This window comes from Nocardioides sp. LHD-245, from assembly GCF_030929495.1.
Taxonomy (GTDB): domain Bacteria; phylum Actinomycetota; class Actinomycetes; order Propionibacteriales; family Nocardioidaceae; genus Nocardioides.
The window spans coordinates 86,304-99,386 of sequence record NZ_JAVFWN010000003.1; the positions used below are offsets into that span (position 1 = coordinate 86,304).

Here is a 13,083-nt window from a genome sequence, read left to right on the forward strand (position 1 = left end):
GGTCGACCATGAGCGCGATCGGGACGGTCTCCGCGTCGTCCGACCAGCTCGGCGACTTCTCCGACGCCGTCGCCCGTGCGTACTTCCCCCACCGGCTGCTGGTGAAGGGCCGGGCGACCGGGCCGGCCGACCTGCGCGCCGTCGACCTCGGGCCGGTGCGGCTGGCTCGGATCGGCTGGGGCTCGGAGGTCGCCGTCGAGTCCGACCACCCCGAGGCCTGGGCCGTCAACGTGCCCCGTAGCGGTGTGCTGGAGGCGCAGATCGGCGCCCACCACGTCCTCTCCCTCGACGGGCAGGCGACCGTCTGCCCACCCAACGAGGAGACCCGGATGACCCGGTGGTCGGCCGACTGCTCGATCGTCGGCATGCGCGTCGACCGGGCCTATCTCGTCGAGGAGGTGGCCGCCCTCGTCGGCCTCCAGACCGACCGGCTCCCGGCCCAGCTCGACCTGCGCACCGACGGCGGCCGCGCCTGGATCGGACTGCTCGCCTCGATCGGCACCGAGGCCCTGCGCAACCCCGCGCTGGCGCGCGACGACCGGGTCGCCCGCCGGCTCGCGGCGACGCTCACCGCGGCCTTCGTCGCGGCCTCCTTCCCCGAGGAGCCCGGCTGCGGCACGGTCCGGCCCCGGATCGTGTCCCGGGTCGTCGAGGCGATCGAGGCCGACCCCGCACGCGACTGGACCGCCGCCGAGCTGGCGCGCGAGGCCGGCGTCGGCATCCGGCGGCTCCAGCAGGGTTTCCAGCGCTATCTCGGCCACACCCCGACCCAGCACCTGCTCGCCGTCCGGCTCGAGCGGGTGCACACCGATCTGCTCGGCACGACCGAGGGGAGCGTGGCCGACATCGCCAGCCGGTGGGGCTTCACCCACCTGGGCCGCTTCGCGGCGTCCTACCGCGACCGGTACGGCGTCGCGCCGTCGGTCACGCTTCGCGGGCGCTAGCCGCCCTCCGCTCGAGCAGGGCGCGCTCGTCCGCGTTGCGGGTCCGCCGCGCCGCCTCGGTGAACGCCGCGGCCGCCTCGGCGTGCCGGCCGGCACGCTCGAGCAGGTCGCCGCGGACGCCGGGCAGCAGCGGCGAGTCGCGCAGCGCGTCGTCCGGCAGCGCGGCCAGCACCGCGAGCCCGGCGTCGGGACCTGCGGCGCGACCGTGGGCCACCGCACGGTTGACCTCGACGACGGGGCCGGGCGCGGCATTCGCCAGGACGTCGTACAGCCGGGCGATCCGGGACCAGTCGGTGGCCGCGGCGGTGGCGGCCTTCGCGTGCTCGGCGGCGATCGCGGCCTGGAGGTAGTAGCGCCCGATCGGTACGCCGCGCGCGGCGATCTCCTCGGCGCGGGCGAGGGCGGCCAGCCCGCGGTGGATGAGCAGCTCGTCCCACCGGCCGCGGTCCTGGTCGTCGAGCAGGACCGGCGCGCCGTCGGCGTCGGTGCGGGCCGGCAGGCGGGAGCCCTGGAGCTCGAGCAGTGCCTGCAGTCCGTGCGCCTCGGGCTCGCCGGGCGCCAGCTCGGCCAGCAGCCGGGCCAGCCGGATCGCCTCGACCACCAGGTCGGGGCGGGTCCAGTCGTCACCGGCCGTGGCGACGTACCCCTCGGTGAAGACGAGGTAGATCACGGCCATCGCGTCGTCGAGCCGCTCGGTGCGCTCGGCCCCGGTGGGCAGCTCCAGCTGGGCGCCGGCCTCGGCGAGGGTGCGCTTGGCGCGCGAGATCCGCTGGCCCATCGTGGCGTCGGGCACCAGGAAGCCGCGCGCGATCTCGGTCGTGGTCAGACCGCCGACCAGCCGCAGCGTCAGCGCGGCCCGCGACTCGGGAGTGAGCGCGGGGTGGCAGCACAGGAAGATCAGCCGCAGGACGTCGTCCTCGATGTGGTCCACCTGGGCGTCCAGGTCGGGCATCGGGCTCACCTCCCCCGCGGCTTGGGCGGCGTGGCCGAGCTCCTCGGTCTTGCGACGCAAGGTGTCGGCGCGCCGGATGTGGTCGATCCCGCGGCGCTTGGCCGTGGTCATCAGCCAGGCCGCGGGGTTGTCGGGGATCCCCTTGTCGGGCCACTGCTCGAGGGCGGCGACGAGGGCGTCCTGCGCGAGGTCCTCGGCGAGCTCGACGTCCCGGGTCATCCGGGCCAGTGCGCCGACCAGGCGGGCCGACTCGAGTCGCCAGGCGGCGGTGATCGCGTCGGCGGTGGTGGCGTCGGCCATGCGGCCAGCCTAGGGAGTCACTCCCTGGCCGGCCGCACGGCCGTCCTGCACCCGTCCTGAGCCGGGTCGAGCTCAGCGTGGAGTCACGCGTCGGCCGGCGTCGGCGCCTCGTCGGAAACCTGGCGCAGGGTCGCGACCATCTGGCACTCGGGCCAGTGCTTCGCGTGCAGGTCGGCGAACTCCCGCTGGTTGGCGATCGCCTCCTCGAGGGTGTCGAACTGCAGCAGCGCCCAGCCGCCCACGGCCTCCCGGGCCTCGGCGTACGGGCCGTCGACCCGGGTGACCTCGCCGGTGCGGACCACGAAGTTCACGGCGTCCTCGAGGCCGAACAGCCCGCCGCCGTCGAGGAAGTGGCCCTTCTGCGCGTGCTCGCCGATGTAGTCGCCCATCGCGTCGATCAGCGCCTGCGGCGGGTTGCCCTGTCCCTCTTCCATCCGCACGAGTCCCATGAAACGCGGCATCGTCATCAGTCCTTCGGTTCGTTGGTGGGTGTTTCCGAACCTACGTCGAACGACCGACGGCGCTTTCGACATCGAGCGAGAGATTGGTTCATCACGTTATGTAGGGGACCTGTCACTTCCCGTGCGGTGCTCGGCACGGGAAGTGTGGGTTCGCCTACACAACGTGATGAACCAGCGGCACCGGGCACCAGCGACGCGCTCGGCCCGGGGAACGCCGTCAGACGTTGCGGCGGTACTGCCCGCCGACCTCGAAGAACGCCTCGGTGACCTGGCCGAGGGAGCACACCCGGGCGGCGTCCATGAGGACGGCGAAGATGTTCTCGCCGGTGGTCGCGGCCTCCTTGAGCCGGGCGATGGCGGCGGTGGCGTCGTCGGTGTGGCGGGCCTGGAAGTCGCGCAGCCGGACCAGCTGGGAGTCCTTCTCCTCCGAGGTGGCGCGGGCCAGCTCGATCTCGTCGGGGGTGCCGTCGCCGGCGTCGGGCGCCCGGAAGGTGTTGACGCCGATGATGGGCAGGGTTCCGTCGTGCTTGCGGTGCTCGTAGAGCATCGACTCGTCCTGGATCCGGCCGCGCTGGTAGCCGGTCTCCATCGCGCCGAGGACGCCGCCCCGCTCCGAGATCCGGTCGAACTCGGTCAGCACGGCGGACTCCACGAGATCGGTGAGCTCGTCCACGACGTACGAGCCCTGCAGCGGGTTCTCGTTGGAGGCCAGGCCCCACTCGCGGTTGATGATCAGCTGGATCGCCAGCGCCCGGCGCACGGACTCCGTGGACGGTGTGGTGACGGCCTCGTCGTAGGCGTTGGTGTGCAGCGAGTTGGCGTTGTCGTAGATCGCGATCAGCGCCTGCAGCGTGGTGCGGATGTCGTTGAAGTCCATCTCCTGCGCGTGCAGGGAGCGGCCGGACGTCTGGACGTGGTACTTCAGCTTCTGGGAGCGCTCGTTGGCGCCGTACCTGTCGCGCATGGCGACGGCCCAGATCCGCCGGGCGACCCGACCGATCACGGTGTACTCGGGGTCCATGCCGTTGGAGAAGAAGAACGACAGGTTCGGGGCGAAGTCGTCGATGTCCATGCCGCGCGCGAGGTACGACTCGACGTAGGTGAAGCCGTTGGCCAGCGTGAACGCGAGCTGGCTGATCGGGTTCGCCCCGGCCTCGGCGATGTGGTAGCCGGAGATCGAGACGGAGTAGAAGTTGCGGACCTCCTGCTGGATGAACCACTCCTGGATGTCCGCCATGCAGCGCAGCGAGAACTCCGTGGAGAACAGGCAGGTGTTCTGGCCCTGATCCTCCTTGAGGATGTCGGCCTGGACCGTGCCGCGGATCGACTTGATCGCCTCGTAGGGGTCGATGCCCCGCTCGCGGGCCTGGTCCATCGCGGTGTTGAGGTAGAACGCCAGCACCGTCGGGGCGGGGCCGTTGATGGTCATCGACACCGAGGTCGTGGGGGAGAGCAGGTCGAAGCCGTCGTAGAGCGCCTTCATGTCCTCGAGCGTCGCGACGGAGACGCCGGACGTGCCGACCTTGCCGTAGATGTCGGGCCGCTCGTCGGGGTCGCGACCGTACAGGGTCACCGAGTCGAAGGCGGTGCTCAGACGGGTCGCGGGCTGGCCCTCGGAGAGCAGCCGGAACCGCTTGTTGGTGCGGAACGGGTCGCCCTCGCCGGCGAACATCCGGGCCGGGTCCTCGTCAGCCCGCTTGAACGGGAAGACCCCCGCGGTGAAGGGGAAGTGCCCCGGGAGGTTCTCGCCGCGCCAGTAGCGGACCAGCTCGCCGTGGTCCTCGAAGCGGGGTACGGCGACCCGCGGGACCCGGTTGCCCGAGAGGGACTCGCGGCCCCGGGTCGCCGTGTCCTCGTCGTACTGCGCGACGACACCCGGCCAGGCGGCGAGCTGGTCGCGCACGTCGAGCGGGAGGTCGTCGTTGGCGCGGGCGGCCGCGGCCGCGAGCTCCTCGATGTCGCCGAGCTCCTCGGCCACCGCGCCGAAGCGCTGCGCGCGGCGCACCTTGTCGACGAGGACGTCGGTCTCCGTGTGGTAGTCGCGCACGGTCTCGGCGATCTCCGCGAGGTAGCGGACCCGGTCGGCGGGCAGCACCTGCTGGATCCGGGTGGACCGCTTGCCCTCGACGGGCGCGAGCAGACCCTCCCCGGTGACGAGTCCCCGGGCGTCGAGGAGGCCGCGCAGGTGCTGGTAGAGCGCGGTGACGCCGTCGTCGTCGAAGGTCGCGGCGGAGGTGCCGAAGACCGGCATGTCGGCGGGCTGCTTGCCGAACGCCTCACGGTTGCGGACCAGCTGACGGCCCACGTCGCGCATCGCGTCGGCGGCGCCGCGGCGCTCGAACTTGTTGATCGCGACGGCATCGGCGAAGTCGAGCATGTCGATCTTCTCGAGCTGCGAGGCCGCGCCGAACTCGGGCGTCATGACGTAGAGCGAGGTGTCGACGAAGGGCACGATCGCGGCGTCGCCCTGGCCGATGCCGGGCGTCTCGACGACGACGAGGTCGAAGCCGGCGGCCTTGATCACGGTGAGCACGTCGGTCAGGTGCTCGGGCACCTCATGGGCACCGCGGGTGGCGAGGCTGCGGAAGTAGACCTGGTTGCGGTCGAGCCCGTGGCCGCTCAGGTCGAGGCTGTTCATCCGGATCCGGTCGCCGAGCAGCGCGCCGCCGCCCTTGCGCCGGGTCGGGTCGACGGCGAGCACCGCGACCCTGACCTTGTCCTGCTGGTCGACCCGCAGGCGGCGGACCAGCTCGTCGGTCAGCGACGACTTGCCGGAGCCGCCGGTGCCCGTGATGCCGAGGACCGGTACGGCGCGACCCTCCGCCGCCTCGGACAGCCGGTCGAGCAGACCCTGGTCGAGCTTGCCGAGCTCGGCGCCCGTGATGGCCCGCGCGAGCGCCGCGCGGTCGCCGCTGAGCACCTGCACGGCGGTGACGCCGCCGGTCTCCCACAGGTCGGTGTCGCAGGCCTCGACCACGGTGTTGACCATGCCCGGCAGGCCCAGGCGCTGGCCGTCCTCGGGCGAGAAGATGGTGACGCCCGAGTCGCGCAGCCGGTTGATCTCGTCGTGGACGATGACGCCACCGCCGCCGCCGACGACCTTGATGTGGCCGGCGCCGCGCTCCCGGAGCAGCTGGGTGAGGTACTCGAAGTACTCCACGTGTCCGCCCTGGTACGACGACACGGCGATGCCCTGCACGTCCTCCTCGATCGCGGCCTCGACCACCTCGGCGACCGACCGGTTGTGCCCGAGGTGGATCACCTCGCAGCCCTGGCTCTGGAAGATCCGGCGCATGATGTTGATCGAGGCGTCGTGGCCGTCGAACAGGCTGGACGCCGTCACCAGGCGGACGGGGTGCTGCGGGACATGCAGGGCGTGCTCGGGCATCGGTCCTCCAAACTCCTTGGACCTCCGATAGTAGGACGTCCAAGTAATCTGGAAAAGTCCTTGGCCGCCATTCACCCGGATAAGGTCTGGCGCATGCCCGAGTCCCGCCTGCCGTTCGACCCGATCGACCGTGCCGGCGATCTGTGGGAGAAGCACTTCGGCGACGCGACCGCGATGCGCCTGGCGACGTCGGTCATGCGGGTCCAGCAGCTGATGATCGGCGCGCTCGACGCGGCGCTCAAGCCGTTCGGGCTGACCTTCTCCCGCTACGAGGTGCTCGTGCTGCTGCTCTTCAGCCAGCACGGCTCGCTGCCGCTCAGCAAGATCGGGGAGCGGCTGATGGTCCACCCCACCTCGGTCACGAGCGCGATCGACCGCCTCGAGGCCCAGGGATTCGTGGTCCGCGTTCCCGACGAGGCCGACCGCCGTCGTACCCTCGCCCGGCTCACCCCCGAGGGTCGGGCCGTCGTCCGCAAGGCCACCACGGCGGTCAGCGCGATCGACTTCGCCGTCACCGGTCTGAGCGGCGACCAGCAGTCCGCCGCCTACGGCCTGCTGCGACAGCTGCGGCAGGCCTCGGGCGACTTCGCGGACTGACGCTCGTCCGGGTCCTGCGGTCAGCGGCCGTCAGTAGACCGTGATCCGCAGCGCCCGCATCTTCGCGTAGAGGGTGGTCCGCGAGATCCCGAGCGCCTGGGCCGCCTTGACCTTGTTGCCGTCGTGCTCGCGCAGCGCCTCCACGATGACGGTGCGCTCGGCCCGGTCGATGGGGGCCAGGCGGCGGGCGGGCTCCTGGGCCCGGTAGGCCTCGGGGAGCACGTCGAGGACGACGGCGCCGGTGCGCTGGCGGCGTACGACGTGCTCGACGACCGCGCGCAGCTCGCGGAGATTGCCCGGCCAGGGCTGGGAGGAGAGGGCGCCGAGCGCGCCGGGCGTGAAGTGGAGCGACGGGTCCGCACCGAGCTCGACGAGCATGGCGCGGACCAGCTCGGGGATCTCCTGGGGGCGGCCGGAGAGCGGGGTGAGCAGCCGCCGCTCGGTGCACTCGCCGGCCAGGGCCGCGGCGCGTCCGGTGAGGGCGTCGAGGGGACCGCCGACCAGGACCAGCCGCGGCGCGCGGTGCTCGGCCAGGTGGGCGGCGACGAGGTCGAGGAGGTCGTCGGGCAGCAGGTCGAAGCCGTCGACGCACACCGTGCCCTGTCCCGCCCGGACCAGGGCGGCGAAGTTGCGGGCCCAGGCGTCGGAGCCGTCGAGCAGGGCGGAGGCGGCGCTGAGGACGGCGACCGGCTGGAGGTCGGCGAGGCGGCGGGCCTCGGTCGAGCGCCCGGAGCCGGGCGGGCCGGACACCAGCAGGGGAGCGTGGGTGGCGGGCGTCTCCGCGGCCGGGCGGGCGCGTGGGGGATCGCGGTGCGGCTCGACGTGGAGGAGCGCACCGCCGCGGGCGCCGCCGACCCGCGCGGCCTCGACCCGGACCTCCAGCCCGGACTCGAGGGTCAGGTCGATCGACGCGTCGCCGCGCACGTCCGAGGCCAGCATCCGCAGCAGCGCCAGGTCGGTCGACCCGAGCAGGTCCGCGGCGGCCTGGTTGGACATCAGCAGGTCGTGGCCGATCGCGACCACGGCCCGCCGCCGGCTGGCGGCGGCCTGGAAGGCGGCGAGCAGCCGCTTCTCCGAGACCCGGCTGCCGTCCAGCAGCCGCTGCTCGATGTCGGCGACCGCCCGGGCCACCAGCGGCGGCAGCAGCGGACTGGCCTCCTCCATCAGCGCGGTGATGTCGAGGACCCCCTCGATCCGGCGGGTCGTGGGGTGGAAGATCGGGTGGCCGTAGCAACTGAACCGCCGCAGGGCCACGGCGAAGTGCTCGCGGCCGTTGACCGAGATGCTGGTGCGGGTCTCCAGCACCGTGCCGAGGGCGTTGGTGCCGACCGCCTCCTCCAGGAGGGACGCACCCACGTCCACGCCGAGGTTGTCGAAGGCGCGGCGGGCACCGCTGTCCCCGCACCAGCGCTGCGCGATCCGGCCGTCGCGGTCGACCAGGAGGGTGCCGAACATGGTGCCCTCCAGCTGCTCGTTGAGCTCGTCGAGCACGGGGGAGGCAGCCATCTGCAGCGGCGTAGTGTGGTCGACGTCGCCGTACGTCAGGTGGTCCAGCGCCGACCCCGGGGTCAGCCCGGCGAGCTCGGCGCGTCGCCAGGACTCCGCGATCGGGTCGCGGAGGTCGTGCGTCTTCGTCGTCACGCGTCTCTCCCTGCGTCGGCTCACGACGGCTCGTGGCGGCCGTCACAGTATGCGGAGCAGGGTTGGGAGGCGGTTGTCCAGTTTCTGAACACTCGCGCGCGGCCGGTCTTGCGAGTGTGGCGGGCGTCACCCACCCCGCCCCACCAGCCCTTCCCGGCGCGAGATCAGGAGAACCCTCATGAAGACCAAGGCCGCAGTCGTCTACGAGACCGGCAAGCCGATCGTGATCGAGGAGCTGACCCTCGACAAGCCGCGCGAGGGCGAGGTGCTCATCCGCTACACCCATGCCGGCCTGTGCCACTCCGACGTCCACATCGCCCACGGCGACCTGGAGGCGCGGCTGCCGATGGTCCTGGGCCACGAGGGCGCCGGCATCATCGAGGAGGTCGGCCCCGGCGTCACCCGGGTCAAGGTGGGCGACCACGTCGTGTGCTCGTTCATCCCCAACTGCGGCACCTGCCGCTACTGCGCCAACGGCCAGCAGTCGATCTGTGACATGGGCGCCACCATCCTCGACGGCTACCTGCCCGGCGAGCGGTTCCCGATCACCGGCCCCGAGGGCCAGTACGGCGCGATGTGCATGCTCGGCACGTTCAGCCAGTACGGCGTCATCCACCAGAACTCCTGCGTCAAGGTGGACGACGACCTGCCGCTCGAGAAGGCCGTGCTGGTCGGCTGCGGTGTCCCGACCGGTTGGGGCGCGGCGGTCAACACCGCGGAGGTCAAGGCCGGTGAGACCGTCGTCATCATGGGCATCGGCGGCATCGGCATCAACGCCGTCCAGGGGGCCGCGCTGGCCGGCGCCAAGAACGTGATCGCGATCGACCCGCTCGCCAACAAGCGGGAGAAGGCGATGGAGCTCGGCGCCACGCACGCCTTCGAGTCGGCCGAGCTGGCCATGGAGACGATCACCAACCTGACCCGCGGCCAGATGGCCGACTCGGCGATCCTGACGCCCGGCCTGATGACCTCCGAGATCGTCTCCGACGGCTTCAACGCGGTGGGCAAGGGCGGCAAGGTCGTGCTGACCGGTCTCAACAAGCTGGAGGAGACCAACATCCAGCTGCCCGGCTCGGTGCTCACCCTCTATCGCAAGGAGCTGCGCGGCAGCCTCTTCGGCGACTGCAACCCCACGGTCGACATCCCGCGGATCCTCGGCCTCTACCAGGCCGGTGACCTCAAGCTCGACGAGATCGTCACCCGCACCTACACCCTCGACCAGGTCAACGAGGGGTACGACGACCTCCTCAACGGCAAGAACATCCGCGGCGTGGTCATCCACGAGCACTGATGACCGCAGTGCTCGCGGCGCTCGCGGTCGTCGACCGGGCGCGGGAGACCGAGCTCCTCGAGGCGGCGCTGGCCAGTGGCGCCCACGTCGTCCTCGAGGGCCCTCCCGGCACCGGCAAGACCACCCTGCTGCGCCGGGTCGCCGCCGCCCGGGACCGCTCGTTCGCCCTCGTCGAGGGCAACGCCGAGCTGACCCCGGCCCGGCTGGTCGGCCACTTCGACCCCGCCCTGGTGCTCAGCCGGGGCTACCAGCCGGACGTCTTCGTCGACGGTCCCCTGCTCACCGCGATGCGCGAGGGCGGCCTGCTTTACGTCGAGGAGCTCAACCGGGTGCCCGAGGAGACCCTCAACACCCTGCTCACCGTGATGTCCGAGCGGGAGATCGCGGTGCCCCGCCTCGGCGGGGTCCGCGCGGAGCCGGGCTTCGCGGTCGTCGCCGCGATGAACCCGTACGACGCCGTCGGCACCGCCCGGGTGTCGTCGGCCGTCTACGACCGGACCTGCCGGATCGCGATGGGCTACCAGTCGTCCGACGCCGAGGCCCAGATCCTGGCGCAGCGGGCGCCGGTGCCGTCCGAGGACTGGCGGGACCGCGCGGTCGCGCTGGTCCGGGCGACCCGCGAGCACCCCGAGCTGCGGGTGGGCTCGTCGGTGCGCGGCACGATCGACCTGGCCGGGATCAACCATCAGCTGGCCCGCGCCCGCGGCGTCGCCGAGGGCGATTGGCAGGCCGGACTCGATGCCGCGCTGGTGGCGCTGAGCGGTCGGGTCCGGGTCGACGAGTCGTCGACCCGGTCGCCCGAGGAGGTCATCGTCGAGCTCTACGCCGAGCACTTCGGCCCGGCCCCCTCCGGCGACGCGGCGGACGAGGGAGAGGAGCCGCGCTCGGGGGAAGCCTGAGCCCGCCCCCCGCGGGGGCGGGCGGCACCCCACCGACACCTCCGTCCGCCTCCCGCCGGGGCCGGCCGGACCGGACCCACGGCCGGTCGGAGCTGGCCCGCAACCCGCGCTTCGAGGAGCTGTCGCCGGAGGTCGGCGAGCTCGACGTCGAGGCCGTCGAGGCGGCCGTCGCCGAGGACCCGGACGACGTCCTGCCGCTGCTCGCGCTGATGAGCCGGGCCACCGACCCCGCGTTGCGGGCGCGGGTGCAGGCACTCGTGCCGCGACTCGTGCTGGCGCGGGCACGCAGCGGTCCGCACGGCCGGATCGGCGCCGGCCGGCTGCGGCCGGTGCGGGCCGACCGCGGCGGCGACCTCGACCTCGACGCCTCGCTGGAGGCGGTCGCGGTGGCGCGCGGCGAGGGGCGCCCGCCGGCCCTCGGCGAGCTCACCGCGTCGGCCTGGGAGCGGCCCGCCACCGCGCTGTGCCTGCTCGTGGACCGCTCCGGCTCGATGGACGGACGGCGGCTCGCGACGGCGGCGATGGCGGCCGCGGCGTGCGCACTGCGTGCGGCCGAGTCCGGCGGCGAGCTCGCGGTCGTGGCCTTCGACCGCCGGGCCGAGACGGTCGCTGCGCTCGGTACGGCGAGCCCGGCCCGTCGGACCGTCGAGCGAGTCCTGGGCCTGCGCGGCCATGGCATGACCTCGCTCGACGCGGCCCTGCGTGCCGCCCGGGACCAGCTCGCCGGCGCGCGGGCGCGGCGCCGGATCACGGTGCTGCTCTCCGACTGCCGGGTCACCGACGACGTCGACCCGCTGCCGGCCGCGCGCGGGCTCGACGAGCTGCTGGTCGTCGCACCGGCGTCGGACGACGAGGAGGCCCGTCGCTTCGCCCGGGAGGCCGGTGCGCGGGTCGCCTCGCTCGAGCGGCTCGCCGAGCTGCCGGCGGTGCTCGACCTGCTGCTCGCGCCCTGAATGTCCAGAAGCTGAACACCGCCGCCCCGTGGGCCGGACGACGCTCGCACCGCACCTCACCCATCCCCAACGGAGGAACCATGACCGACCTGCTCGTCCCCACCGACCACGCCGCGCTCCCCGCGGTGCGCGACTGGCTCGCCCGTCCCAAGGGCCTGTTCATCGGCGGCTCCTGGGTGGCGGCGGCCTCCGGCCGCACCTTCGAGACCCGCGACCCGGCAACCGGCCAGGTGCTCACCCGGGTCGCCCACGGCGAGGCCGAGGACGTCGACCGGGCCGTCCGCGCGGCCCGGACCGCCTTCGAGGGCGAGTGGGCACTGTGGACGCCGGCCCAGCGCCAGCGCCTGCTCTTCCGGATCGGCGAGGCGATCTACGACCACGCCGAGGAGCTCGCCCAGCTCGAGTCGCTCGACAACGGCAAGTCCGCCGGCGTCGCCCAGGCCGTCGACATCACCTGGGTCGCCGAGCTGTTCCAGTACTACGCCGGCTGGGCCACCAAGATCGAGGGGCGCACCATCCCGGTCTCCGTCCCGTGGGCGCCCGGCACCCAGTGGCACGCCTACACGCTGCGCGAGCCGGTCGGTGTGTGCGGCGCGATCGTGCCGTGGAACTTCCCGCTGCTGATGGCCGCCTTCAAGATCCCGGTCGCGCTCACCTGCGGCAACACCGTGGTGCTCAAGCCGGCCGAGGACACCCCGCTCACCGCGCTCCGCCTCGCCGAGATCATGGCCGAGTGCGGCCTGCCGGACGGCGTCTTCAACGTCGTGACGGGCTACGGCGACGCCGGGGCCGCGCTCGCCGGTCACAACGACGTCGACAAGATCGCGTTCACCGGGTCGACCGAGGTCGGCAGGCTCGTCGTCGACGCCGCCAAGGGCAATCTGAAGAAGGTCTCGCTCGAGCTCGGCGGCAAGAGCCCCCAAGTCGTGTACGCCGACGCCGACCTCGATCTCGCCATCCCGGGCACCGCCTCGGGCTTCTTGTTCAACCACGGCCAGACCTGCACCAGCGGCACCCGCCTGTTGGTCGAGGACCGGATCTTCGACGAGTTCACCCAGGGCGTCGCCGAGGTCGCCGCCGCGAGCAAGCTCGGCCCGGGCCTCGACCCGACCTCCACCGTCGGCCCGCTGGTGTCGCAGACCCAGCTCGACCGGGTCCTCGGGTACGTCGACCAGGGACTGCGCGACGGCGCCCGGGCCCTCACCGGCGGCGCCCGCCACGGGGACACCGGCTACTACGTCGAGCCCACCGTCCTGGTCGACGTCGACTCCTCGTTCAGCGTCTACCGCGAGGAGATCTTCGGGCCGGTCGTCGTCGCCACCCCGTTCAGCGCGGAGCGCGGGGTCGCGGCGGCGGCCAACGACACGCCGTACGGGCTGGCCGCCTCGGTGTGGACGAGGGATGTCACCAAGGCACATCGCACCGCGCGCCAGATCAAGGCGGGCACGGTGTGGATCAACTGCCACAACGCCTTCGACGCCGCGATGCCCTTCGGCGGCTACAAGCAGTCCGGCTGGGGCCGCGAGCTCGGCGCGTCGGCGATCGACGCCTACACCGAGCAGAAGTCGGTCAACGCACTGCTGGCCTGACCGTCCACCCCCTCCTCCCGCTCCGGCGCGGTGCCCTCGATCGAGGGTGCCGCGCCGGGCGGCTCGCG

At 72.8% G+C, this 13,083-nt stretch carries 10 protein-coding genes; 6 read left to right on the plus strand and 4 right to left on the minus strand.

Annotated elements, in window-relative coordinates; translation table 11 throughout:
* Positions 1–8 precede the first annotated feature (8 nt).
* Positions 9–944, plus strand: a complete 936-nt coding sequence (locus RB608_RS05465) for an AraC family transcriptional regulator (protein ID WP_308086799.1) — start codon at positions 9–11, stop codon at positions 942–944.
* On the opposite strand, the gene RB608_RS05470 is transcribed toward RB608_RS05465, so the two are convergent.
* The 3 genes from RB608_RS05470 to icmF all read right to left on the minus strand — a co-directional run bounded on the left by RB608_RS05470 (position 925) and on the right by icmF (position 6,045).
* Complete coding sequence (locus tag RB608_RS05470) at positions 925–2,196, minus strand: sigma-70 family RNA polymerase sigma factor (RefSeq protein WP_308086800.1); 1,272 nt, start codon at positions 2,194–2,196, stop codon at positions 925–927. The genes RB608_RS05465 and RB608_RS05470 overlap by 20 nt on opposite strands.
* A gap of 83 nt (positions 2,197–2,279) precedes the next feature.
* Positions 2,280–2,663 (minus strand): YciI family protein, encoded by a 384-nt coding sequence (locus RB608_RS05475; RefSeq protein WP_308086801.1) that lies wholly within the window; start codon positions 2,661–2,663, stop codon positions 2,280–2,282.
* A 211-nt stretch (positions 2,664–2,874) separates the two neighbouring features.
* A complete protein-coding gene (gene icmF, locus RB608_RS05480; protein WP_308086802.1) occupies positions 2,875–6,045 on the minus strand; it encodes a fused isobutyryl-CoA mutase/GTPase IcmF in 3,171 nt (1,056 codons plus the stop codon).
* Between the two features lie 93 nt (positions 6,046–6,138).
* On the opposite strand from icmF, the gene RB608_RS05485 reads away from it, so the two are divergent.
* Complete coding sequence (locus RB608_RS05485) at positions 6,139–6,642, plus strand: MarR family transcriptional regulator (protein WP_308086803.1); 504 nt, start codon at positions 6,139–6,141, stop codon at positions 6,640–6,642.
* Between the two features lie 30 nt (positions 6,643–6,672).
* On the opposite strand, the gene RB608_RS05490 is transcribed toward RB608_RS05485, so the two are convergent.
* Positions 6,673–8,283: a helix-turn-helix domain-containing protein gene (locus tag RB608_RS05490; RefSeq protein WP_308086804.1), complete on the minus strand. Its 1,611-nt coding sequence runs from the start codon at positions 8,281–8,283 to the stop codon at positions 6,673–6,675.
* A 178-nt stretch (positions 8,284–8,461) separates the two neighbouring features.
* Here RB608_RS05490 and RB608_RS05495 point away from each other — a divergent pair, with 178 nt between their 5' ends.
* The 4 genes from RB608_RS05495 (at position 8,462) to RB608_RS05510 (ending at position 13,015) form a co-directional block, all read left to right on the plus strand.
* Positions 8,462–9,574, plus strand: a complete 1,113-nt coding sequence (locus RB608_RS05495) for an NDMA-dependent alcohol dehydrogenase (protein WP_308086805.1) — start codon at positions 8,462–8,464, stop codon at positions 9,572–9,574.
* Positions 9,574–10,473, plus strand: a complete 900-nt coding sequence (locus RB608_RS05500; RefSeq protein WP_308086806.1) for a MoxR family ATPase — start codon at positions 9,574–9,576, stop codon at positions 10,471–10,473. Before RB608_RS05495 ends, RB608_RS05500 begins: the two co-directional genes overlap by 1 nt.
* A 209-nt stretch (positions 10,474–10,682) precedes the next feature.
* Entirely contained in the window at positions 10,683–11,426 is a 744-nt protein-coding gene (locus tag RB608_RS05505) for a VWA domain-containing protein (RefSeq protein WP_308086807.1), read from the plus strand.
* Between the two features lie 80 nt (positions 11,427–11,506).
* Positions 11,507–13,015 (plus strand): aldehyde dehydrogenase family protein, encoded by a 1,509-nt coding sequence (locus RB608_RS05510; RefSeq protein WP_308086808.1) that lies wholly within the window; start codon positions 11,507–11,509, stop codon positions 13,013–13,015.
* The last annotated feature ends 68 nt before the right edge of the window (positions 13,016–13,083 follow it).

Bases quoted from the DNA above. Each gene is read 5' to 3' on its own strand.
- RB608_RS05465 (WP_308086799.1), top strand. From the start codon at position 9: ATGAGCGCGATCGGGACGGTCTCCGCGTCGTCCGACCAGCTCGGCGAC.
- RB608_RS05470 (WP_308086800.1), bottom strand. From the start codon at position 2,196: ATGGCCGACGCCACCACCGCCGACGCGATCACCGCCGCCTGGCGACTC.
- RB608_RS05475 (WP_308086801.1), bottom strand. From the start codon at position 2,663: ATGACGATGCCGCGTTTCATGGGACTCGTGCGGATGGAAGAGGGACAG.
- icmF (WP_308086802.1), bottom strand. From the start codon at position 6,045: ATGCCCGAGCACGCCCTGCATGTCCCGCAGCACCCCGTCCGCCTGGTG.
- RB608_RS05485 (WP_308086803.1), top strand. From the start codon at position 6,139: ATGCCCGAGTCCCGCCTGCCGTTCGACCCGATCGACCGTGCCGGCGAT.
- RB608_RS05495 (WP_308086805.1), top strand. From the start codon at position 8,462: ATGAAGACCAAGGCCGCAGTCGTCTACGAGACCGGCAAGCCGATCGTG.
- RB608_RS05500 (WP_308086806.1), top strand. From the start codon at position 9,574: ATGACCGCAGTGCTCGCGGCGCTCGCGGTCGTCGACCGGGCGCGGGAG.
- RB608_RS05505 (WP_308086807.1), top strand. From the start codon at position 10,683: ATGAGCCGGGCCACCGACCCCGCGTTGCGGGCGCGGGTGCAGGCACTC.
- RB608_RS05510 (WP_308086808.1), top strand. From the start codon at position 11,507: ATGACCGACCTGCTCGTCCCCACCGACCACGCCGCGCTCCCCGCGGTG.